This window comes from Amycolatopsis sp. lyj-23 (assembly GCF_046549135.1).
Taxonomy (GTDB): domain Bacteria; phylum Actinomycetota; class Actinomycetes; order Mycobacteriales; family Pseudonocardiaceae; genus Amycolatopsis.
On record NZ_JAJPWN010000011.1, the window covers coordinates 287,642 to 308,526 of the forward strand.

The following is a 20,885-nucleotide window of genomic DNA, read 5'->3' on the forward strand; positions in this document are numbered from 1 at the left end:
TTTCACATCGCGTCGATCTTGGGGAGGATCTCTTCCTTGAGCCGCTTCATGTCGTCGAGCGTCTTCGCCACCGGGACGTCCTGGAAGGGCGGCCACAGGAACGGCATCGTCAGCCCGGCTTCCCGGTAGCGCTTGAGCTGGTCGGTGATCTGCGCCTGCGAACCGGCGAGCAGGTTGGTGCCCTTGCCCAGCGGGCTCTGGTCGGTGTCCTCGTCGGTGATGACGAACCAGATCATGCTGGCGATCTCGAGGTCGTCGACCGACCGCGGGGTGTCGAGCGCCTCGAGCTCGCGCTGGATCTCGGTGCGCCAGCGCCGGATGTCCTCGGGCGAGTCCTGGATGCCGATCCAGCCGGACAGGCCGTACTTCGCGATGCGCGCGGCCGAGCGCTTGGCGTCCTTGAGACCGCTGAAGAAGATCGGCGGGTGCGGTTTCTGCACCGGCTTGGCGCCGAACCCGCTGCGCCCGAAGTCGGCGAATTCGCCGTGGTATTCGAACAGGTCGTTGGTCCAGATGCCCTGCATGATCTCCAGGGTCTCCCGGACGTGCTTGTGCCGCTTGGGAAACAGGTGCGACGCGCTCGCGGCGGCGAACTCCTCGGGCATCCAGCCGGAGCCGACGGCGACGTTGAGCCGGCCGCCCGAAAGGTGGTCGATGGTCGCCAGTTCGGCGGCCAGGACGCCGGGTGCGCGGTAGGGCGTGTCGATGATGCTCATCCCGATCCGCACCTTCGACGTCTTCGCCGCCAGCCAGGGGATGAGCGGCATGCCCTGCAGGAACTCGCCGCGCGAGCTGACCGGCAGGCCCTTGGGGAAGCCCTCGATCATGCCGAAGGCGTACTCCATCTCCTGGGTGTCCGACGTCTCCGGGACGATGATCCGGTCGAGCGTCCAGACCGAGTCGAAGTCGAGGTCCTCGGCCAGCGCGGTGAGGTCTTCGAGCTCCCGCACGGTCACCTCGTCGCGAAAGTTGGGCAGGTAGAGCGCCAGTTTCATGGTGGTTCCCTTCAGCGGGCGGTGAGGGTCGTGCGGATGTCGGCCTTGAGGACCTTGCCGACGGTCGAGCGGGGCAGGTCGGGCCAGACCTCGATCTGCTTGGGTGCTTTGACGCTGCCGATGCGGTCCTTGACGAACGCGATCAGCTCGCCGGTGTCCAGTTCGGCGCCGGGCCGCAGCTGCACGACGGCGGTGACGCGCTCACCCCACTTGTCGTCGGGCAGGCCGATCACCGCGCAGTCGCGGACGGCGTCGTGGGCCAGCACCGCCTGTTCGACTTCGGCGGAATAGACGTTGAACCCGCCGGTGATGACCATGTCCTTGGCGCGGTCGACGATGTGGAGGAAGCCTTCGCCGTCGAGGAAACCGATGTCGCCGGTGTGGTGCCAGCCGTGGGCCGACGCCTCCGCGGTGGCCTCGGGGTTGCGGTAGTAGCCGGCCATCACCAGCGACCCGCGGACGCAGATCTCGCCGCGTTCTCCCCGCGGGACGGCGTTTCCAGCGTCGTCGAGGATCGCCACGGTGACCAGCGGAGACGGCCGCCCCGCCGACGCCAGCCGTCCGGTGTGGACGGTGCCGTCGGGCCGCCGGTGCTCGGCGGGCGACATCGTCGAGATCATCATCGGGGCTTCGGACTGGCCGAACAGCTGCGCCATCGGGCCGATCCGGTCGAGGGCTTCGGTCAGCCGGGCCGTCGACATCGGCGCGGCGCCGTACCAGAAGCACTGCAGCGACGACAGGTCCGTGCCGTCCAGGGCCTCGTGGCCGAGCACGAGGTAGATGAGCGTCGGCGGCAGGAACGTGTGGGTGACGCGGTGGCGTTCGATCAGCTCCAGGAACCGGCCGACGTCGGGCTGAGGCATGATCACGACCTCGCCGCCGCGGGCCAGGACGGGGAAGCAGAGGACGCCGGCGGCGTGGGTCAGCGGGGCCAGCGCGAGGTAGACCGGGCGCCCCTCGAAGGGGTAGCTCATCAGCGTGATCGCCGACATGACCTCGAGGTTGCGGCCGGTGAGCATGACCCCCTTGGGCCGGCCGGTGGTCCCGCCGGTGCCGACGAGGGCGACGACGTCGTCCGGCGGCGCGGCCGCGGCGGCGGGGTCATCGCGGGCGGCGTCGAGCCAGGCGTCGAAGCCGGGCGCGAAGCCGTCATCGTCGTTTTCGCCGTCGCTTGCGCCGCCGCTCTCGCCGAGGCGGACGAGCGTGGTGAGCTTCGGCAGGTCCGGGGCGATCTTGCGGACCAGGTCCTCGAAGGCGGGCTGGAAGAGCAGGGTGGTGCAGTCGAAGAGGTCCAGGAGCTCGGCGTTCTCGCTCGCGGCGTTGCGCGGGTTGATCGGGCACCAGACGGCGCCGGCCCGGGAGATGCCGAAGACGCAGGTGAAGGCGGTCGGGTCGTTCGCCGAAAGGATGCCGACCTTGTCCCCGGGGGCGACGCCGGAGCGCCGCAGCGCGCGGGCGACGGCCTCGGCGAGCTCCACGACCTCGCCGTAGGACCGGGAGGTCCCGTCGAGGGTCAAGCAGGGCGCCCCGGGGTCCAGGGAGGCGCCTTTCTCCAGGTAGAAGAACAGAGACATCGTCGTCCCTCCCGAACTTCGCCGGTGGCTGGTGAAGACCATGACCGCCGTTTGGACGAATGTCAAGATTTTCTTGGACGATTGGTCAGACAACCGCGCGGTGGTATCTTCGGCCGGTGAGCGCACCCGCCGTGAGGCGCCGGACCCCGGCCGACAAGTTCGAGGACCGCCGCCGCGAGCTGGCCGACGCGGCGCTCGTGGCGCTGGCCGACCTCGGCTACGCCCGCACGAGCCTGCGCACGATCGCGGAGCACACGAAGTTCTCCCACGGTCTGCTGCACTACTACTTCGCCGACAAGGTCGAGCTGATCACCTACTGCGTCCGCCGCTACAAGGCGGCTTGCGTGCAGCGCTACGAAGGCGGCGTCGGCTCGGCGGAAACCGCACAGGAGCTGGCGGCGGCGTGCGCGGACGGCCTGGCGGCCGCACTCGGCGAGGCCCCCCTGATGCACCGGATGTGGTACGACCTGCGCACGCAGTCCCTGTTCGAGCCGGCGTTCCGCGACGACGTCGCCGAGATCGACGCCAGCCTGCAGGACATGATCTGGCGGAACGTCAGCGCCTACGCCGGTCTCGCAGGCACCGAGCCGACGTGCTCCGCAGCGGACGCGTACGCGCTGTTCGACGGGCTGTTCCAGCAGGCCCTGCTGCGCCACCTGGCGGGCGAAGACACGGCGCTGGCCGATCTGCGGCGGGGTGTGCGGGAGCTGTTCCCCCGTCTGGTCGCCTGACCGCGGGCGAGGAGTGACCGACGGATTCGTGCGGCTGTACCGGCGGGGCTGGTCACCGCAGCAGGTGCGGCGGCGGGTGGACTCGCTGGCGGCGGCCGGGATGGTCCTCGAGCACCCCCGCACCGGCCGGATCACCGCGCTCAGCGGGGTCTGGGAGACGATGGGCGAGCAGGTCGAGCTGGATCGCGACGAGCTGCTCGCCGCCATGGCCGGGCTGACGGACGCGCAGTTCACCTTCCAGTACTGGATGCGCGACGACGAGGACGCCGACGTCGTCTGCACCCTGAGCCGGGTGGGCCCCGACGTGGTCGTCGAGGACTACGACCTCGACGGCTTCGGCGGCCCCATCGCGCGCACCGGGCAGAACACGGTGATCCGCCCGCTGCTGGCCGAGTTCCGGGCCACCGGGCTGTCCGCCGTCGGGCTGGTCGTCGACCGGTGGGGACCCTCGCGCGAAACCGACCTCGACGACATCGTGACCGGCGGCCCCAGCCGGGTGACGGTGACGCCGGAGCTGCTGGTGCTGCGGCCCGACGTCGCCCAGCGGCACCCCGAGCTGCCACCGCCGGTGCCGTTCGCCGGCTTCCGCGCCTTCGACACCGACGGGATCCTCGTCCTGGCACCGCGAAGACCGCACCGTGCCCCGCAGTGACGACACCGCCGTCCCCGCTGGGCCGCCCGGGCGGATTCCGCCCCGACCGGGACTCGCCCACCACGGACCGTGACCAAAACCGGCGGATTTCCCCGCCGGAGCGTCCGGCCGTGCCGATGCACGCCCATTCGCAGACGCCGCCGAAACCGCCACAATCGTTGAGGCACAACGGAGTTCGTTCATCCGTCAGGTGACGGATGTCTGCGGTGGGCCCGTCCGAGAAACATTGCTCTACGGAGTTTGCCGCTCCGGCCTCGCCGACGAGGAGGAGCGATGTCGCGTGCCACCACCACCGTCTCGACCCTGGTGATCTTCGTTCTCGCCTTGAACCTGCGTCCGGCCGTCACGAGCCTGGGGGCGGCCCTGCCGGACATCTCCGTCGCCGGTGGTCTCGTCGCCGCGGTGCTCGTCGCCCTGCCCCTGTGGGCGATCGGGCTCGGCGGCTGGGCGACGCCGTGGCTGTGCAGCCGGATAGGGACGCACCGGACCGTCACCGTGGCCCTCGTCGGGCTGGTGCTGTCGCTGGCCGGGCGCGTTCTCGGGGGTTCGGTGCTGCTGCTGGTCGGGACGGCGCTCGCGTGCCTGTCCATCGCCGTCCTCGGCACCATGCTGCCGCTGCTGGCCCAGGGGTCCGCCGCCTTCACCTTCGGGCTCGGGGTCGGCAGCACGGCGGGCGCGCTGGTCACGCCGACGGCGGTCATGTCCTCGTCGTGGCGGGTCGCCCTCGGCGTGTGGGCGACCACGGCGCTGGTGGCGCAGCAGGTGTGGCAGCGGACGCCGGGCGAGTTCTTGTCGCCGCGGGCCGCGCCCGGGACCGTCCGGGCGTCCGCGCTGACCATCCACTTCGGACTGATTTCGACGGTGACGTTCCTGGTCATGGGCTGGCTGCCCGGCATCCTGCGCAGCGCCGGGGTCCCCTCGACGACGGCGGGGATCTGCCTGGCGTTGTCGATGGCCATGGGGCTGCCGATGATGTGGCTGGTGCCGGGCTGGACCCGCCGCTGGCGCAACCAGACCCTGCTCGTCGTCCTGCTCGCCACCCCCAACGTCATCGGCGTCACCGGGCTGCTCTTCGCGCCCGCGGCGGCGCCCTGGCTGTGGGCGGCGGCCACCGGCATGGGCATGGGCGCGCTCGCGTTCGCCCTGACGACGATCTCCCTGCGCAGCAAGGACAGTTCGGTGTCGCTGTCCGCGGTGGTCCAGGGCGTGGGGTACGTCATCGCCGGCTTCGGGGTGCTGGTCTGCGGCTGGCTGCACACGGGCACCGGGACCTGGCGGGTGCCGCTGCTGCTCGTGCTCGTGGTGCTGCTCGGGCAGATCGGCAGCGGGCACATCGTGGTGGCGCGCCCGGCCAAGGCACCGCGAGCGCCGGTGACCGTGCGGCCCCACGGCGAAGTGCCGGAGCTGGGGGTGTGACGCGCGGCGGGCGCGAACCGCCCGGGACGGCGTCAGCCCGAAGCCGACTGGTGGCGCGCCGCTTCCCGGGCGATGTCGATGCGCGAGTGCACGCCCAGCTTGGTCAGGATGTGCGAGACGTGCGTGCCCACCGTGCGTGGCGACAGGTAGAGGCGCCCCGCGATCTGCGGGTTCGACAGGCCTTCCACCACGAGACCGGCGATCTTGGTCTCCGTCGGCGTCAGGCTCTCCCAGCCGTGGGTGGCCTGGCGGTGCTTCACCGTCGGACCGCGCCGGATGCCGAACGTCCGGAACAGGGCGCGCAGCCTCGCCACGTCCCACTGCGCGTCCAGCGCCGCGTAGAGGTCGATCGCGTGGGTGAACGCGGCCCGCGCCGAGCCGCGGTCATCCGGCTGCGCCTCGGCGAAGGCGACCGCGGCCGCTTCCAGGGCCTTGGCCCGGGACAGGGGCCGGCCCGCGTCGCGGTAGCCGTCGGCGGCACGCAGCAGCACCTCCGCGTCCCGCTCGAGCAGGCCCCGGCAGTACAGGGCCAGCGCGCGGCGGTGCGGCACGGCGGATTCGGCGGCGATCCCGCGCGCCCGCGCCTCGATTTCGGCCGCGGTCGACACGGCTCCGATCGCCATCGCGAGCCGGACGGCGTCGCCCAGCAGCTCCTCCCCCGCGTCTTCGCCGGCCGGCACGGCCGTCAGCACGGCGAGCGCCTGGTCCGGTGCCCCGGCGTGCTCGAACGCGAGACTCCGCGCGCGGACCAGCGATTCCACGACCTCGTCGCCGGCGCGTTCGGAATGCCGGGCGGCGACGTCGAGGTGGCGGTGGGCGGCGGCCGTCTCGTCGCGGTGGAAGTGGATGATCGCCGCGACGCCGTGGTCGCAGCACACCACGCTCGGGTCCTTGCGGTCGTCCGCGACGACGTCGACTTCGGCGAGCGCGTCGTCCCACCGCCCGGCGCCCAGCATCAGCTGCCCGATCGCGCTCTGGACCTGGGTCAGGCGGGCCACGCTGCCGGTGCGCTCGGCCAGTTCGCGCGCCTGCCCGGCGGCGGTCAGCGCGTCGGCGTAGCGGTCGAGCGCGCCGTAGGTGACCGACTGGTTGATGCGCAGCAGCAGGGTGAGGTCGATCAGCGTCGGGTCGCCCCGCACGACGGCCATCGCGCGCTCGAACAGCGGCAGCGCGGCGGCCCACTCGCCACGGGCCATCGCGCCCTGGCTCAGCACGTGCAACGCCCAGCCGGTCGCCCAGCGGTCTTCATTCGAGCCCAGCTCGGCCAGCGCCGCGGAAGCGGCCCGGCCCGCGGAGTCGACTTCGCCGAGGAAACGCCGGATCCGCGCGATCAGCACCAGCAACCTCGCCCGGTGCCGGGCGTGCAGGCCCGGCTGGTTCAGCGCTTCGTTGAGCGCCGGCAAGGACTCCGCGGCGCGGCCGGTCGCCCCGCGGCTCTGGACGATCGTGGTGTGCAGGTCGACGCGCACGTCGGGGTCGCGGACGCGGTCGAGGGCGCGGCAGGCGATCCGCTCGGCCTGGCCCACGTTGCCCACCCGGTAGTACGCGTCGGCCAGCCGGCAGGCCAGCGCCCCGGTCACCGCGTCGTCGAGCGGCGCGTCCCGCACCGCCCGTCTCAGCAGCGCGACGGCGACCACCGGTGCCTGGCCGATCAACGGCATGGCCACGTCGAGCAGCCACCGCACGGCCCAGGGCGGCACCGGCACGCGACTGTCCGTTGTGGACACCATGGGCAGCAGCTGCCGCGCCACCCGCTCGACCGGGGCGTTCGCCTCGGCCAGCGCCAGCGCGGCGGACTGGTGCCAGGCGATCCGGACCGCCGTCGGCATTTCGTCGTACAACGCCGTGCGGATCAACGGGTGCCGGAACTCGAGGTCGTCGCCCGCCGCCACCAGCACGCCGGCGGCGCGGGCCTCGTCGAGGGCGGGCAGCAGCTCGGCGAACGAAGAGTTCGTCACGGTCACCAGGTCCGCGACCGAGAAGCCGACACCGAGCAGCGCCGCCGTGCGCAGCACACCCCGCGCCGGTTCGGTGAGGAAACCCAGCCGGTCCGCGATCGCCTCCGGCAGGGAATCCGGCGTGGCCGCACCGGTCAGCTCCGCGATGCCCGCGGGATCGACCTCCAGGCAGGAACTGCGGGTCAGCGCGTCGACCAGCTCCGTGAGGTACAGCGGGTTCCCGGCCGCGCCGGCGGCCAGCTCCTCCAGCCGCGCCCCGGGTTTGCCGCCGGCCAGCGCGGCCACCAGCTCCAGCACCGCCGGTTCGGCGAGCCGGCCCAGCCGCAGCCGTTCGGCCGGGCGGACGATCCGGAAGAGCGAGCGCAGGTCGTCGCGGCGCGGCACCGGCCGCAGCACGCCGATCAGCAGCAACGGCAGCTGCCGGACCGAACGCGCGAGCCTGCTCCACACCGCCACCGTCGTGCTGTCGGCCCATTGCAGCTCGTCGACGACCAGCACGACCGGGCCGTCCAGGCAGAGCTGGTCCACCAGGGCGATCAGCTGTTCGGCGGCCGCGGCGGCGAGGTCGGCGCCCTTGCCCGCGACGGCACCGCCGCCCAGCAGCTGCGAAACGGCGTCACGGCGCGGGTCTTCGGTGACCGGCGTGATCTCCAGTGCGTCCAGGAGCGGCAGCAGCGGCAGCGCCTGCCCGAGTTCGTCGCCCGCTCCCCAGAACACCTGGCAGCCGGCGTCGGTGGCGGCCGCGCAGGCCGACCGGACCAGTGCGGACTTGCCGATCCCCGGCTCGCCGTCCACCAGCACGGCGCGGCCCCGGCCCGCGGCGACGTCACGGATCCACGCGACCAGCCGGGACAGCTCGCCGTCCCGGCCGACCAGCAGCTCAGTACCGTCCGTAAGCGGTCGCACACGACGATTTTAAGAGTAAAACCTGTTGCCCAACAAGAGGTGCACTTCGACAGAGCGGAACGCGCGGCCGCGACCAGCAGTTCGCTTCGTTGAAACCTCCCCTTCCGCAAAAGCGCCGATTTGTGATCCGAACGTGATTTCCCCGGCCGGCTCCGGTGGATCAACGGCCGCCTTTGCGCCGGTCAGCAGAGGTCCGGACAACCCGGGCCCGGCCGGGCCGCGGCCCGGCGAATGCCTTGCCACACAGGCCATCGGCCCCGCATCCCCGGCTGCAGCGCCGCTCCGACGGCGATTACGCTGCGTAGCCCCACTGGGGGCATCGACGATTTCGACGCGCCGCGGGCAATACCTGCGGTCGCAGACAATATGCGCGTCACCTGCGGCGGAGGCGAATTCACGACCGCGAACACGCCGGTTAGCCGCCACCGCATTTTTCCGCCGATCCACGGTTTTCCGCCTCGCCGGGTGCCCGGGCGCCACGTTTTTCGCACCACGTCCGCACCGCCGGGGAGCATCACGCCGAGTGGCGTGGCCACCGGCCACGGGCAAGAGCGTAGATCAAGTATTCGTGCGGCCATTCTGGTGAAATCCCGGATCGGACGCCATCACGCATTGTCAATGCCCCGGCGCGGTCCCTACAGTGGCCCGCCTGACGCCGGGAAGTGAATCACCCACCTTCCGCGGAGCCGGTACATCAACTGTCATCTCCTTCGAGGAGCAGACCTTGTTCGGAATAGTCAGAGGCAGTGCCCGTGTTCGCGCCGCGCTCGCGCTCGCGGTCGTCACGGTCGTAACCGGTTGCGGCGCACTCGGCGCCACCGGCACCCACGCCGCACCGGGCGGCGGACTGGAGAAGACCACGCTCAAAGTTTCGATCCTGCCCACCACGGACCTGGCGCCGTTCTGGCTGGCCCAGGACGAAGGCTACTTCCAGGCCGAGGGCCTGACCGTCGAGTCCGTCATCGCCGCCAGCGGCCAGGCCTCGCTGGCGAAGTCGATCTCGGGCGACGCCGACATCGCGTTCTCGACCTACCCGCCGTTCTTCACCGCGCGGAGCACCGGCGCCGCCGATATGCAGCTGGTCGCCGACGCGACCTCGGTCAACGCGAAGTCCAATGCGATCGTCACGGTCCCGAATTCGCCGGTGAAAACAATCTACGACCTGGCCACCGCGAAGATCGCCATCACGGCCAAGAACACCGCTTCGGATCTTCTCACCCGTTCGGTCATGCAGGACCACAACGTCGATTTCGGCAAGGTGAAATGGGTGCTGATCCCGCTGCCCGACATCGCCGCGGCGCTGCAGCAGGGCCAAGCCGACGCCGCCTACCTGCCGGAACCGTACATCACGCAGGCCGCGAAGACGGCCGGCGCGATCCCGGTGATCGACATCAACACCGGCGCGACCCAGGACTTCCCGCTGACCGGCTACGGCGCGACGCGCAAGTGGGTGCAGGAGAACCCGAAGACCCTGGCCGCGTTCCAGCGCGCGATGCAGAAGGCCACCCACGACGCCACGTTCGACCGCGCCAAGGTCGAGCCGCTGCTGGTGCGCTTCGCGAAGATCGACGAGGACACCGCCAAGCTGCTCACCCTGCCGGGCTACGGCTCGATCCTGGATTCCCGCCGCCTGCAACGGGTTCCGGACCTGCTGCTGCAGCTCGGCGCTATCCCGAAGCCGATCGACGTGAACTCGATGATCGGGCCGCAGGCGGGCCGGTGACCGCGGGCGCTCCTAGCCGAGGCTTTCGTAGGGGTCGGCCGGCGGCGCCACGGGCCGGGCCCGGGCGACTTCCAAGAACGGGATCGTGCCGCCGTTGACCGGATCCGTGGCCCGCTCGGTGCGGTAGCCGCCGGTGACCTCGAGCCACGAATCCGGCGGCAGCACCGCCGGGACGCGGCCGGTCAGGCCGACCTTCACCGGCTGGGCGTCGGCCGCGCAGCAGTTCAGGAGCATGCGGACCAGGTAGGGCGCGCCGGCGTGGTCGAACGCCACGAAGCCGGTGAGCGTGACGGTCCGGCCGGCCAGCGACCGGCCGTGGTCGTACACCGCGCGGTCGGCGTAGTCGATGACCGTCAGCCGGACGGGGTTTCCGTCCGGGAGCGGGGTGAGGATCCGCGGCGCCGTCACGGCCGTGCCGGCCCGCATCGCGCTGTAGGAACCCAAGGCCGGTGGTGCGGCGAGGACCAGCGCGAACACCGGCAGCACCAGCAGCCACGACACCCGCGGGGCGGGGTGCCCGTCCGGCGGGCGCCGCGCGTACCGGACCGTCGCGACGGCCGCGAGCACCAGCACCACGCCGGCCGCCAGCACCAGCGGACGCAGGCCCGCCTTGACGTACCGCAGGTACAGGCCGGTCACGCCGGCGTGGAGGAGGACACCGCCGACGAGGAACAGCAGGATTGCCTGCGCGGTCCGGTTCACCGCAGCACCGCCCCGGTCACCACCGCGGCCGCCACGGCCACGGCGAACGTCACCGGCGCGAACCGCAGCGCGAACCCGCGGCCGAACGTGGCGGCCTGCATGCCGAACAGCTTCAGGTCGATCATCGGGCCGACGACCAGGAACGCCAGCCGGGCCGTCGCCGAGAACTGCGTCAGCGACGAGGCGACGAACGCGTCGGCCTCCGAGCAGATCGACAACAGCACCGCGAGGACCGACAGCGCCAGGACGGCCGGCACCGGGTGCCCGGCCGCGGCCTGCAGCCAGGACGCGGGCACCAGGGCCTTGAGGGTCGCGGCCGCCATCGCGCCGCCGACGAGGAACCCGCCCGCGTGCAGGACGTCGTGGCGCACCGAACCCCAGAACGCCGCTCCCCCGGTGCCGCCGTCGCCGTGCCCGTGTGCCCGCGGCCGCAGCCAACCGGGACGGCCGAGCCGCTGCCACAGCCAGCCCATCGCGCACGCCGCCGCCAGGCTCGCGGTGAACCGGGCGACGACCATCCCCGGCTGCCCCGGGAACGCCACCGCCGTCGCCGTCAGCACCACCGGGTTGATCGCCGGCGCCGACAGCAGGAACGCCACCGCGGCCGAGGGGGCCACGCCGCCGCGCACCAGGGCGCCGGCCACGGGCACCGACGCGCATTCGCAGCCGGGCAGGACCGCCCCGGCCAGCCCGGCGACCGGCACCGCCAGCGACGGCCGGTCCGGCAGCACCCTGGCGAAGAACGCCGGCGGCACGAAGACCGCGAGCGCGGCCGAGAGCAGGACGCCGATGACCAGGAACGGCAGGGCCTGCACGACCACCGCCACGAACACCGTCATCCAGCTCTGCATGACCGGAGCGGACAACAGCCGCCGAACCGGGCCTTGGACCAGGAACCCGGCCAACAGGACCAAGGTCAGCACGAGGACGGGATCGACGTTCCAGCCCGCTCGTCCGTCCCGATCGCGGCGGCTTTCCTCGACAGCAGTCATTCGGATGACCTCCCGTGCTTCCGCTCCGCACCCGTCGGTCCACACGGGTCGCGGGCCCGTCCGGTTCACCGCCGCCGGGGGCGGGCGCGGCCGGCCCGACGAAAGTCGCGGCCGGTTCCCGACGAAAGTCGGACGGCCCGGCGCGCCGATTCGTCCCGATCGGGGGTGAACGGGACGCCCTGGCCGGTTGGTCCGCGGGCCATTCGGCGCAACCGACCGACGCGTGCCCGGCACCAATTGCTTTGCCCGTCCCGAAAACGGGCCGACGGCCGAAGACGGATTGTATAAACAGGACACCCATGGGACCCGCCACTTCGCAGCAGCTTCTCCCCAGGAGTGATCCATGCGCCGAAGAGTTCTCGCCGTAGCCGGTTTCGCGGCCTTGGCCTTGACCGCCCCCGCCCTGCCCGCCGCCGCCCTCCCCGCCGGCCCGGCCGCGCTCCACCCGACCGCGCGCGTCTGCGCCCCGACCGCAAAGCCCGGCATGGCCACGTGTTTCGCCGAGCGCCAGACCGACACCATGCGCGCCGCGCTCGCCCCGAACGCCCTGCCGAGCGGGTTCGGGCCCTCCGGGCTGCGCTCCGCGTACAACCTCACCGGCAGCGGCAGCGCGTCGGCGACCGTGGCCATTGTGGACTCCAACGACGACCCGAACGCCGAGGCCGACCTCGCCACCTACCGGTCGACCTACGGGCTGCCCGCGTGCACCACGGCGAACGGCTGCTTCAAGAAGGTGAACGAGAACGGGCAGGCCAGCCCGCTCCCGGCCGCGGACAGCGGGTGGGCCGGCGAAATCTCCCTCGACGTGGACATGGTCTCGGCGATCTGCCCCAACTGCCGCATCCTGCTCGTCGAGGCGAACCAGGCGAGCATGGCCGACCTCGGGACCGCGGTGAACACCGCCGTTTCGCTGGGCGCCAAGTACGTCTCCAACAGCTACGGCGGCAGCGAAGACGGGAGCGAGGTCAGCTCCGACTCGGCGTACTTCCACCACCCCGGCGTCGCGATCACGGCGAGCACCGGCGACAACGGCTACGGCATCAGCTACCCGGCGTCTTCGCAGTACGTCACCGCGGTCGGCGGCACCTCGCTGACCCAGGGCGGCGGCACCCGCGGCTGGACCGAAACGGCGTGGAGCGGGGCCGGCAGCGGCTGCTCGGCCGGCGTGGCCAAGCCGGCGTTCCAGAACGTGACGACCGGGTGCGCCAAGCGCGCCAACGCCGATGTCTCCGCGGTCGCCGACCCGCAGACCGGCGTGGCCGTCTACCAGACCTACGGCGGCAGCGGCTGGGCCGTCTACGGCGGCACCAGTGCGTCGTCGCCGATCATCGCCTCGGTCTACGCGCTCGCCGGCACCCCCGGCGCTTCCGATACACCCGCCGCCTACCCGTACGCCCACGCCGCGAACCTCAACGACGTCACCTCCGGCAGCAACGGCAGCTGCTCGACGTCGGTGCAGTGCCGGGCGGGCGCCGGCTGGGACGGCCCGACCGGGCTCGGCACCCCGAACGGCACCGCCGCGTTCACCGCGGGCACGACGTCCGGCGGGGTCACCGCGGCCAACCCGGGCAGCCAGAGCGGCGTCACGGGCACGGCGGTGAGCCTGCAGCTGTCCGCGTCCGGCGGCAGCGGCGGGTACACCTGGACCGCCACCGGCCTGCCCGCCGGCCTCGCGATCAGCGCGTCCGGCCTGATCTCGGGCACGCCGTCCACGGCGGGGACGTACTCGGTGACCGCCACCGCGAAGGATTCGTCCGGCGCCACCGGCAGCACGACGTTCTCGTGGACCATCACCTCCCCCGGTGGCGGTTGCGCGGGCCAGAAGCTGGCCAACCCCGGCTTCGAGAGCGGCTCGGCGGCCTGGACGGCGACCAGCGGCGTGCTCACCACGGCGACCGGCGGCGAGACCCCGCACTCCGGCAGCTACCTCGCCTACCTCGACGGCTACGGGTCCACGCACACCGACACGCTGTCGCAGGCGGTGACGATCCCGGCCGGGTGCCACGCGACGCTCAGCTACTACCTGCACGTCGACACGGCCGAGACCACGACCACGACGCAGTACGACAAGCTGACGGTCAAGGCCGGCTCGACGACGCTGGCGACGTACTCCAACCTCGACCACGTCACCGGCTACCAGCAGCGCACAGTCGACGTATCGGCGTTCGCCGGCCAGACGGTGACGCTGACCTTCACCGGCACCGAGGACTCGTCGCTGCAGACGTCCTTCTGCCTGGACGACACCGCGCTGACGGTGAGCTGACCGCTGGGTGGGGGAAGGCCGTCCGCGAGGCGGCCTTCCCCCACCCGGAGCGGACCCGACGAAGGTCGGGACGTTCCGGACGGCGGGGCGGAAACCGTTGCCCGCCAACGGTTCAGCCGTGGCCCCGCCATCTCGTGGCTTCTTCACCGTCACCGTGCGGCCGCCTTGCGCGCGCAAGGTGGTGGCCGCATTCCGGTCCCCCCACGTGAAGGAAATCCGATGCGCCGTCCCGTTTTCCGTGCCTGTGCCACGGTGGCCGTCTTGACCGCTTCCCTCGGCCTGCTCGACACCCCCGCCCACGCCGCGACGACCACCGCCGTGACGACCACCGCGGTGTGCTCGCAGGCCGACCTGCCGCTGCCCGACCCCGCCTGCACGCCGGGCGCGAAGAACCCGGACGTCACCCAGGCGACCATCGGCTCGACGATCTGCGTCTCGGGCTGGACCGCGACGATCCGCCCGTCCACCAGCTACACCAACGGCCTGAAGAAGCAGGGCATCGTCGACTACGGCTACGCGGACACGAGCCTGTCCGACTACGAGGAGGACCACTTCCTCCCGCTCGAGCTCGGTGGCGCCCCGAAGGACCCGCGCAACCTCTGGCCGGAGCCGCACGCCGGTGCCGAGAACTCCGCCAGCAAGGACTCCGTCGAGAACGCGGTCAAGCGGGCCGTCTGCGCCGGGCAAGTCACCCTGGCCGCCGCACAGGGCGCCATGCTCGAGGACTGGACCACCGCCGAGTCCGTGCTCGGGATCGGCTGAGCCCGCAGCCCGCCTCGGGCGGGGCCGGTCCCCGCCCGAGGCGTGACCCACGCGAGCCGGTGCGCCGTCAAGTCGTTCCGCGAACCGGGCGGATTTCTCTTCGCGGCCGCCGGGCGCCCAGAATCACGGCCATGACGTTCCTGCCGAACCGATACCCGACCGCCGAGGTGCACCTCCGGATCGACCTGACCGGTCGCCACGGTGACGCCGCGCTCGTCGCCGCCCGGCTGACCGCCGCGCTGGACGGGCTGGCGGCGGTCGAGGTCGTGCCCCCGCCCGCCCGGCTCCCCGCCGCCGAACCGGGACCGCACCTGAGGCTCGTCTCGGATCCGCTCGTGCGCATCGAGACGCAGTCGCGGCGCGTGCTGCTGCTGGGCCGCCCGCTCACGCTGACCCGGCTGGAGTTCGACCTGCTGCACTTCCTCCGGCGCCACCCCGACCGGGTCTTCACCCGCGCTCACCTTAAGCGGGCACTCTGGCCGCGGCCCGACGGGACCGACCGCACGGTCGACGTCCACGTCCGGAAGCTGCGGGCCAAGCTCGAGCCGCACCTGGACCCGATCACCACCGTCCGCGGCGTCGGGTACCGCTTCGAGAGCTCCGCCCCGGTCGTCCTCGCCTGAGCCCCGTCCGTCCACATCGGACATCCGGAAGGACCGCCATGCCCGAAGTCCCGCTCTCGGTGCTCGACCTCGTTCCGGTCGGCTCGGGCTCCGGCGTGGCCGAAGCCGTGCGCAACACCGTCGACCTCGCCCGGCACGCCGAACGGTTCGGCTACCACCGCTACTGGTTCGCCGAGCACCACCTCAACCCCGGCGTCGCGGGCGCGTCCCCGCCGGTGCTCATCGCCCTCGTGGCCGGCGCCACCGAACGCATCCGGCTCGGCTCCGCGGGTGTCCAGCTCGCCCACCGCACCCCGCTGGCCACCGTCGAAGAGTTCGGCCTCATCGACGCCCTCCACCCCGGGCGGCTCGACCTGGGGCTCGGTCGCAGCGGCAAACAGCTCGTCCGCGAGTACGCCGCCGCGGCTCCGCGGGCCGCGGCCGCCCAAGCCACCAACGGGCTGCTCATCCCGCCGAAACCGGACTTCAGCAGCCTCGCGCGCTCGCCCCGCCTCGGCCTGACCTTCGGCCTGCTGCAGCAACCCGGTGCCGAGCCGCCCGGCTACGCCGAGCAGGTCGACGACATCCTCGCCCTCCTGCGCGGCACCTACCGCTCCGCCGACGGGCTCGACGCCCACGCCGTGCCCGGCGAGGGGGCCCGGCCGCAGGTGTGGATCCTGGGCAGCAGCGGCGGGCAGAGCGCGTCGGTCGCCGGACGCAACTCACTGCGCTTCGCCGCCAACTACCACGTCAGCCCGGCCACCGTCCTCGAAGCCGTCGACGCCTACCGGGCGGCTTTCCACCCCTCGGACGAGCTACCCCGGCCGTACGTCGCGGTGTCGGCCGACGTGGTCGTCGCCGAAGACGACGCCACCGCGCGGCGGCTGGCGGCGGGCTACGCCCTGTGGGTCCGCAGCATCCGCCGCGCCGAGGGCGCGATCCCGTTCCCCACCCCGGAAGAGGCCGCCGCCCACCGGTGGAGCGACGAGGACCGCGCTCTGGTCGCCGACCGCGTCGACACGCAGTTCACCGGCTCTCCCGCCACGGTGGCCGCCCGGCTGCGGCAGCTGCGGGAAGCGACCGGCGCGGACGAGCTGGTCGTCACGACCATCACCCACGACCACGCCGACCGCGTGCGGTCCTACGAGCTCCTCGCCGGGCACTGGTTCCGCTGAGCCGCGCCAGGATCAAGCCGACGCACCCGGCCGCGCTCACCACGGCGGTGTCGATGACCAGGTGGTCGCGATCCCACGGCTCGTACACCCGCTCGACGACCTCCCGCCACGTCGGCAGCACCAGGCCGGGGATGTCGGCCGCCCGGCCCTCGACGCGGGCCCGGTGGGCTTCCGGATCCGAGCAGACGAGCTCGACCTCGAGGACCCGGGGGCCGGTCGCGCGCCAGGCGTCCCGGGTGAGCTTCAGCGGGTTGACGCACTCGGCGACGACGTCGACGCCGTTGGCGAGCTGGTCGCGGGCCAGCGCGTAGCCGGCAACGTACCCGGCGGCTCGCGGCGGCGCGGAGAGCTCGCCCGAGCCGGCGAGGGCCTGCTCGATCGTGTCGATCCGCAGCCAGGCCGCCCCGAGCGCGCGGGCGAGCGGGCGGCCCACGGTGGTCTTGCCGGTGCCCGGCAGGCCGCCGAGCACGACCAGGGCGCCGGAGTGGGGTTTCACCCCAGTATCGAGCGGCCGAGGCCGGTGAGCACGGCGTCGTCCTGCGGGGTGTGCACCCGGCTGCACAGGACGTCCCGGTAGTGCCGCTGCAGCGGGTTGGCCCGGGTCAGTCCCGGGTTGCCGGCGAGCGCGACGGCCTGCTCGACCGCCTCGATGAGCAGCCGCGTCGCGAGCACCTTCGCCACCCCCGCGCGCGCCGCCGCGGCCGGGTCGCCCTCGTCGGCCCGGCGGGCGATCCCGAACAGGATCTCCTCCGCTCCGGTGATCCGCGCGGCGATCTCGCCGACCCCGGTCCGGAACCGCGGCAGGGTGGCCAGTGGCTTGCCGAGCCCGCTCGGGACGCGGTCGCGGAGGAACCCGGTGAGCCAGTCGAGCGCGTTGCGCGCGACGCCGAGGTAGATCGCGGGCAGCGCCAACGGGAAGGTCAGGACCGGCGCCCGCTGGGTGTCCGGTGTGGACAGTCCGGTGGTCGCTTCCGCCGGCACGTCGGTGAACACGACGTCGTGGCTGGCACTGGCCCGCAGGCCGAGGTGGTCCCAGGTCGGCTCGATCGCGATGCCGGGCGCGTCGGCGCGGACGAGGAAGCCGCCCACGCGCGGCCCGGGTTCGTCGGTGCGGGCCCAGACGATCATCCAGCGCAACCCCACCGACCCGGTCGAGTAGAGCTTGCGGCCGGACAGGCGCCAGCCCTCGGCGCTGCGGCGGGCGACGGTGGCGGGCAGGCCGCCCCGGGTCGGCGAGCCGAGCTCCGGCTCGACGCGCAGGGCGTTGATCAGCACCGGCCGCTCGGCGGACTCCGCGAGCACCGCCCGGTAGAGCTCGTCCGGCCAGGACGGCTCGGCGCCCTGGGCGGCGTGGACGAACAGCGTCATCGCGGTGACCAGCGCGACCGACGGATCGCCGCGCCCCAGCTCGGAAAGCAGGCGCGCGGTGTCGAGCACCCCGGCGCCCGGGCCGCCGTAACGCGGGTGCACGGTCGTGGTCAGCAGCCCGGCGCCGTGCAGGAGTTCGACGCCCTCGTGCGGGAACGTCGCTTCGCGGTCGTGCTCTTCGGCCCGCGCGGCCAGCCCGGCGACGATCGACGGCAACGCGGTCAGGTCCGGCTGCGGCACGGTGGCGACGCTCGCGGTCACGAATTCCTCCGGAGGGGGTCGGTTGCGGCGAGACCATAAGCCGCCCGGATCGCCGGGAGCCAGCCGCGTCCACCAAATGGACACCCGCGGCTGCCCAATTGACAGGCCCGCCCCGGGTGCCGTTCCCTGGCGAGGCGATCTTCTTGCGGCGAAAGGAAAGCAGATGCCCGTCGAGTTCGTCGGCATGATCGGCACCCGGGACGCGAGCGAAACCCGGCCCGCCCGGGGACCGGTCGTCGACCCCGCCTACGTCCGCCGGTTCGCCCGGGCGCACGAAGACGGCGGCTTCGACCGCGTGCTCATCGGCTACGGCGCCGGGTGGCCGGAGGGCCAGCAGGTCGCCGCCTACGCGGCCGCCCACACCGAGCGCCTCGGCCTGCTCGTCGCCCACCGCCCCGGGTTCGTCGCCCCGACGCTGGCGGCCCGGGCGTTCGCCACCCTCGACCACTTCAGCGGCGGGCGCGTCGCGGTGCACACCATCACCGGCGGCAGCGACGTCGAGCAGGCCCGCGACGGCGACTACCTGCCCAAGGACGAACGCTACGAGCGCACCGACGAGTACCTGGACATCCTCAAGCGCGCCTGGACGTCCGGGTCCGCGTTTTCCCACCACGGCAAGCACTACCGGCTCGACGACTACACGCCGCAGGTGCGGCCGCTGCAGAACCCGCGGATCCCGCTGTACTTCGGCGGTTCTTCGGAAGCGGCCTACCGGGTCGGCGGCAAGCACGCCGACGTGTTCGCGCTCTGGGGCGAACCGCTGAAGGAGACCGCGGAGCAGATCGCGTCCGTCCGGGCGGCGGCCCGCGCGGCCGGACGGCTCACCCCGCCCCGCATCAGCGTGTCCTTCCGGCCGATCCTGGGCGCCACCGAGGAACTGGCCTGGGAACGGGCCGGGCGGATCCTCGACACGATCACCGCGTCCGGCGCCGCGAAGGCGGCACGCGAATGGCGTGACGGCGGGCCGCCCACCAACGCAGGCAGCGTCCGGCTGCTGGCCGCGGCGGCGAAGGCCGACCGCCACGACCGTGCACTGTGGACACCGCTGGCCACGGCGACCGGTGCCGCGGGCAACTCCACCGCGCTGGTCGGCACCCCCGAAACGGTGGCCGAGGCGCTGCTGGACTACGTCGACATCGGCGTCACCACGCTGCTGATCCGCGGCTACGACCCGCTCGACGACGCGATCGACTACGGCAGGCACCTGCTGCCGCTGGTCCGGTCCGAGCTGGCCCGCCGCGAGCGGCAGCCGGCCACGGCGGCCGCCGTATGACCCGCGCCCGCTGGGCCCCGGCCGGCGGCGTGCCCGTGCGGGGCACGGTCGTGCTGCTGCCGGGCCGGGGTGAGCACCCCGCGCTCTACGCGCGGCTCGGCACCCGGCTGGCCTTCGACGGCTACCGGGTCGTCGCCGTGGCCTCGGCGGACGAGGTCGCCGGTGAACTGCGGGGCGGCCACGTCCCCGTGGTGCTGGCCGGCAGCGACACCGGTGCCGTCAGCGCGCTCACCCTCGCCGCGGAACTGCCGGTGCACGCCGTCGTCGCGGCCGGCCTGCCCCTGTCGGCCGACCACTCCGCCGACCGCTCCTGGGCCGGGGAACTCGACGCGCGGACGGCGTGCCCGGTGCACCGCGAGCTGCTCGAGGGCGACCCCCGGCTGCGGCGCGGCGCCCTGCTCGCCGAGCCCGCCGACATCCCGGCGGTGCTGCCGGCCGCGCCAGTGCTCGTGCTGCACGGCAGCGCCGACCCGATCGCCGACCCGAAAGCCGCGCGCGCCTTCGCCGAAATGCTCCCGGCGGGTGAGTTCGTGCTGGTCGACGGCGGCCGGCACGACGTGCTCAACGACGTCACCCACCGCAGCGTCGCCGCCGAGGTCGTCCAGTTCCTGGAGTGGCTGCGGGCCGGGACGCGCGGGCCGCTCCTGGTCCGGGGATGATGGCGGGCATGCGCATCTCGGCCAGGGCGGACTACGCGATCAGGGTGCTGCTGGAGCTCGCCGCGGACACCTCGCGGCCGATCACCTGCGAAGCCGTCGCCTCCACCCAGGACATCCCGGCCCGGTTCATCAAGGCGGTCATCCGGGACCTGCGCCAGGCCGGGCTGGTCCGCAGCCAGCGCGGCTGCGAAGGCGGCTACTGGCTGGCCAGAGCGGCGGGCGAGGTGACCGTGCGGGACGCGGTGGCCGCGGTCGACGGCGAGTTCCTCTCCGTCCGCGGCGAGCCCCGCCCGGCGCTGTCCTACCACGGCACGGCCGCCGGGATGGCCCCCTTCTGGTCCGGCGTCGAAGCCGGGCTGGACGCGCTGCTGCGCGCCACGACCATCGCCGACCTGCTCGCCGGCGCGGCGCCCGCCCGCGTCGCCACCTGAAAGGACTCCCCGTGAGCGACCTCTGGCACCAGCCCCTGCGGCACATCCGCGGCGCCGACCTCACCGGCGACACCAACCAGACGACCGGGATGACGCGGCTGGAGGCGATCTCCGGCAAGACCGTCGGGTCGTCGAAGGTCTGGATGGGCGAGACGCACGTCGCACCGGTGACCAACTCGGGCGACCACCACCACGGGGAGGCCGAGACGGCGATCTACGTCAAGTCCGGCCACCCGGTGTTCGTCTTCGCCGACGGCGAGGAAGAAGTCCGGATCGAAACCGGGCCGGGCGACTACATCTTCGTGCCGCCGTACGTGCCGCACCGCGAAGAGAACCCGACCGACGAAGAAGCGGTCGTGATCATCGCCCGCAGCAGCCAGGAAGGCATCGTCGTCAACCTGCCGAGTCTCTGGTCCCCGGTCGACGTGCCCGAGGACTGAGG

At 72.9% G+C, this 20,885-nt stretch carries 19 protein-coding genes; 12 read left to right on the forward strand and 7 right to left on the reverse strand.

From position 1 onward, the window contains the following. Positions 1–2 precede the first annotated feature (2 nt). Both ACLJPY_RS28140 and ACLJPY_RS28145 read right to left on the reverse strand, forming a co-directional pair. Complete coding sequence (locus tag ACLJPY_RS28140) at positions 3–995, reverse strand: LLM class flavin-dependent oxidoreductase (protein ID WP_410592898.1); 993 nt, start codon at positions 993–995, stop codon at positions 3–5. 11 nt (positions 996–1,006) lie between these two features. After that, the gene (locus ACLJPY_RS28145; protein ID WP_410592899.1) at positions 1,007–2,569 is read right to left on the reverse strand and encodes an acyl-CoA synthetase; all 1,563 of its coding nucleotides are present in this window, start codon (positions 2,567–2,569) and stop codon (positions 1,007–1,009) included. A gap of 116 nt (positions 2,570–2,685) precedes the next feature. On the opposite strand from ACLJPY_RS28145, the gene ACLJPY_RS28150 reads away from it, so the two are divergent. From ACLJPY_RS28150 to ACLJPY_RS28160, 3 genes are all read left to right on the forward strand, one after another. Beyond that, positions 2,686–3,300: a TetR/AcrR family transcriptional regulator gene (locus tag ACLJPY_RS28150; protein ID WP_410592900.1), complete on the forward strand. Its 615-nt coding sequence runs from the start codon at positions 2,686–2,688 to the stop codon at positions 3,298–3,300. A gap of 13 nt (positions 3,301–3,313) precedes the next feature. Next, complete coding sequence (locus tag ACLJPY_RS28155; RefSeq protein ID WP_410592901.1) at positions 3,314–3,952, forward strand: hypothetical protein; 639 nt, start codon at positions 3,314–3,316, stop codon at positions 3,950–3,952. Between the two features lie 273 nt (positions 3,953–4,225). Beyond that, positions 4,226–5,368, forward strand: a complete 1,143-nt coding sequence (locus ACLJPY_RS28160; protein ID WP_410592902.1) for an MFS transporter — start codon at positions 4,226–4,228, stop codon at positions 5,366–5,368. 32 nt (positions 5,369–5,400) lie between these two features. Here ACLJPY_RS28160 and ACLJPY_RS28165 read toward each other — a convergent pair whose 3' ends face one another. Next, positions 5,401–8,232, reverse strand: a complete 2,832-nt coding sequence (locus tag ACLJPY_RS28165) for a helix-turn-helix transcriptional regulator (protein ID WP_410592903.1) — start codon at positions 8,230–8,232, stop codon at positions 5,401–5,403. Between the two features lie 724 nt (positions 8,233–8,956). Between ACLJPY_RS28165 and ACLJPY_RS28170 the strand changes: the two genes are divergently transcribed. Continuing rightward, complete coding sequence (locus ACLJPY_RS28170; RefSeq protein ID WP_410592904.1) at positions 8,957–9,955, forward strand: ABC transporter substrate-binding protein; 999 nt, start codon at positions 8,957–8,959, stop codon at positions 9,953–9,955. A gap of 12 nt (positions 9,956–9,967) precedes the next feature. Here ACLJPY_RS28170 and ACLJPY_RS28175 read toward each other — a convergent pair whose 3' ends face one another. Both ACLJPY_RS28175 and ACLJPY_RS28180 read right to left on the reverse strand, forming a co-directional pair. After that, complete coding sequence (locus ACLJPY_RS28175) at positions 9,968–10,657, reverse strand: TIGR03943 family putative permease subunit (protein ID WP_410592905.1); 690 nt, start codon at positions 10,655–10,657, stop codon at positions 9,968–9,970. Continuing rightward, positions 10,654–11,649, reverse strand: coding sequence for a permease (locus ACLJPY_RS28180; RefSeq protein ID WP_410592906.1), 996 nt, complete (start codon positions 11,647–11,649; stop codon positions 10,654–10,656). Before ACLJPY_RS28180 ends, ACLJPY_RS28175 begins: the two co-directional genes overlap by 4 nt. A 343-nt stretch (positions 11,650–11,992) precedes the next feature. Here ACLJPY_RS28180 and ACLJPY_RS28185 point away from each other — a divergent pair, with 343 nt between their 5' ends. From ACLJPY_RS28185 to ACLJPY_RS28200, 4 genes are all read left to right on the forward strand, one after another. After that, positions 11,993–13,912: a putative Ig domain-containing protein gene (locus tag ACLJPY_RS28185; RefSeq protein WP_410592907.1), complete on the forward strand. Its 1,920-nt coding sequence runs from the start codon at positions 11,993–11,995 to the stop codon at positions 13,910–13,912. Between the two features lie 252 nt (positions 13,913–14,164). Beyond that, positions 14,165–14,674, forward strand: a complete 510-nt coding sequence (locus tag ACLJPY_RS28190) for a hypothetical protein (RefSeq protein ID WP_410593074.1) — start codon at positions 14,165–14,167, stop codon at positions 14,672–14,674. Positions 14,675–14,805: 131 nt separating this feature from the next. Then, positions 14,806–15,297, forward strand: coding sequence for a winged helix-turn-helix domain-containing protein (locus tag ACLJPY_RS28195; RefSeq protein WP_410592908.1), 492 nt, complete (start codon positions 14,806–14,808; stop codon positions 15,295–15,297). A gap of 38 nt (positions 15,298–15,335) precedes the next feature. Continuing rightward, positions 15,336–16,451, forward strand: coding sequence for an LLM class flavin-dependent oxidoreductase (locus ACLJPY_RS28200; RefSeq protein ID WP_410592909.1), 1,116 nt, complete (start codon positions 15,336–15,338; stop codon positions 16,449–16,451). Here ACLJPY_RS28200 and ACLJPY_RS28205 read toward each other — a convergent pair. Beyond that, positions 16,387–16,947 (reverse strand): AAA family ATPase, encoded by a 561-nt coding sequence (locus ACLJPY_RS28205; protein WP_410592910.1) that lies wholly within the window; start codon positions 16,945–16,947, stop codon positions 16,387–16,389. The two genes, ACLJPY_RS28200 and ACLJPY_RS28205, sit on opposite strands and share 65 nt — an antisense overlap. Further along, positions 16,944–18,080 carry an acyl-CoA dehydrogenase family protein gene (locus tag ACLJPY_RS28210; protein WP_410592911.1) on the reverse strand — a complete coding sequence of 379 codons (1,137 nt, stop codon included), beginning with the start codon at positions 18,078–18,080 and terminating at the stop codon, positions 16,944–16,946. The genes ACLJPY_RS28205 and ACLJPY_RS28210 overlap by 4 nt, the downstream gene beginning before the upstream one ends. Positions 18,081–18,243: 163 nt before the next feature. Here ACLJPY_RS28210 and ACLJPY_RS28215 point away from each other — a divergent pair, with 163 nt between their 5' ends. From ACLJPY_RS28215 to ACLJPY_RS28230, 4 genes are read left to right on the forward strand one after another with little or no spacing between them, the layout of a single operon-like run. After that, positions 18,244–19,353 (forward strand): LLM class flavin-dependent oxidoreductase, encoded by a 1,110-nt coding sequence (locus ACLJPY_RS28215; RefSeq protein ID WP_410592912.1) that lies wholly within the window; start codon positions 18,244–18,246, stop codon positions 19,351–19,353. Beyond that, a complete protein-coding gene (locus ACLJPY_RS28220) occupies positions 19,350–20,012 on the forward strand; it encodes an alpha/beta hydrolase (protein ID WP_410592913.1) in 663 nt (220 codons plus the stop codon). The genes ACLJPY_RS28215 and ACLJPY_RS28220 overlap by 4 nt, the downstream gene beginning before the upstream one ends. Before the next feature lie 8 nt (positions 20,013–20,020). After that, the gene (locus ACLJPY_RS28225) at positions 20,021–20,443 is read left to right on the forward strand and encodes an RrF2 family transcriptional regulator (protein ID WP_410592914.1); all 423 of its coding nucleotides are present in this window, start codon (positions 20,021–20,023) and stop codon (positions 20,441–20,443) included. Between the two features lie 11 nt (positions 20,444–20,454). Continuing rightward, positions 20,455–20,883, forward strand: a complete 429-nt coding sequence (locus ACLJPY_RS28230; RefSeq protein ID WP_410592915.1) for a cupin domain-containing protein — start codon at positions 20,455–20,457, stop codon at positions 20,881–20,883. Positions 20,884–20,885 lie beyond the last annotated feature (2 nt).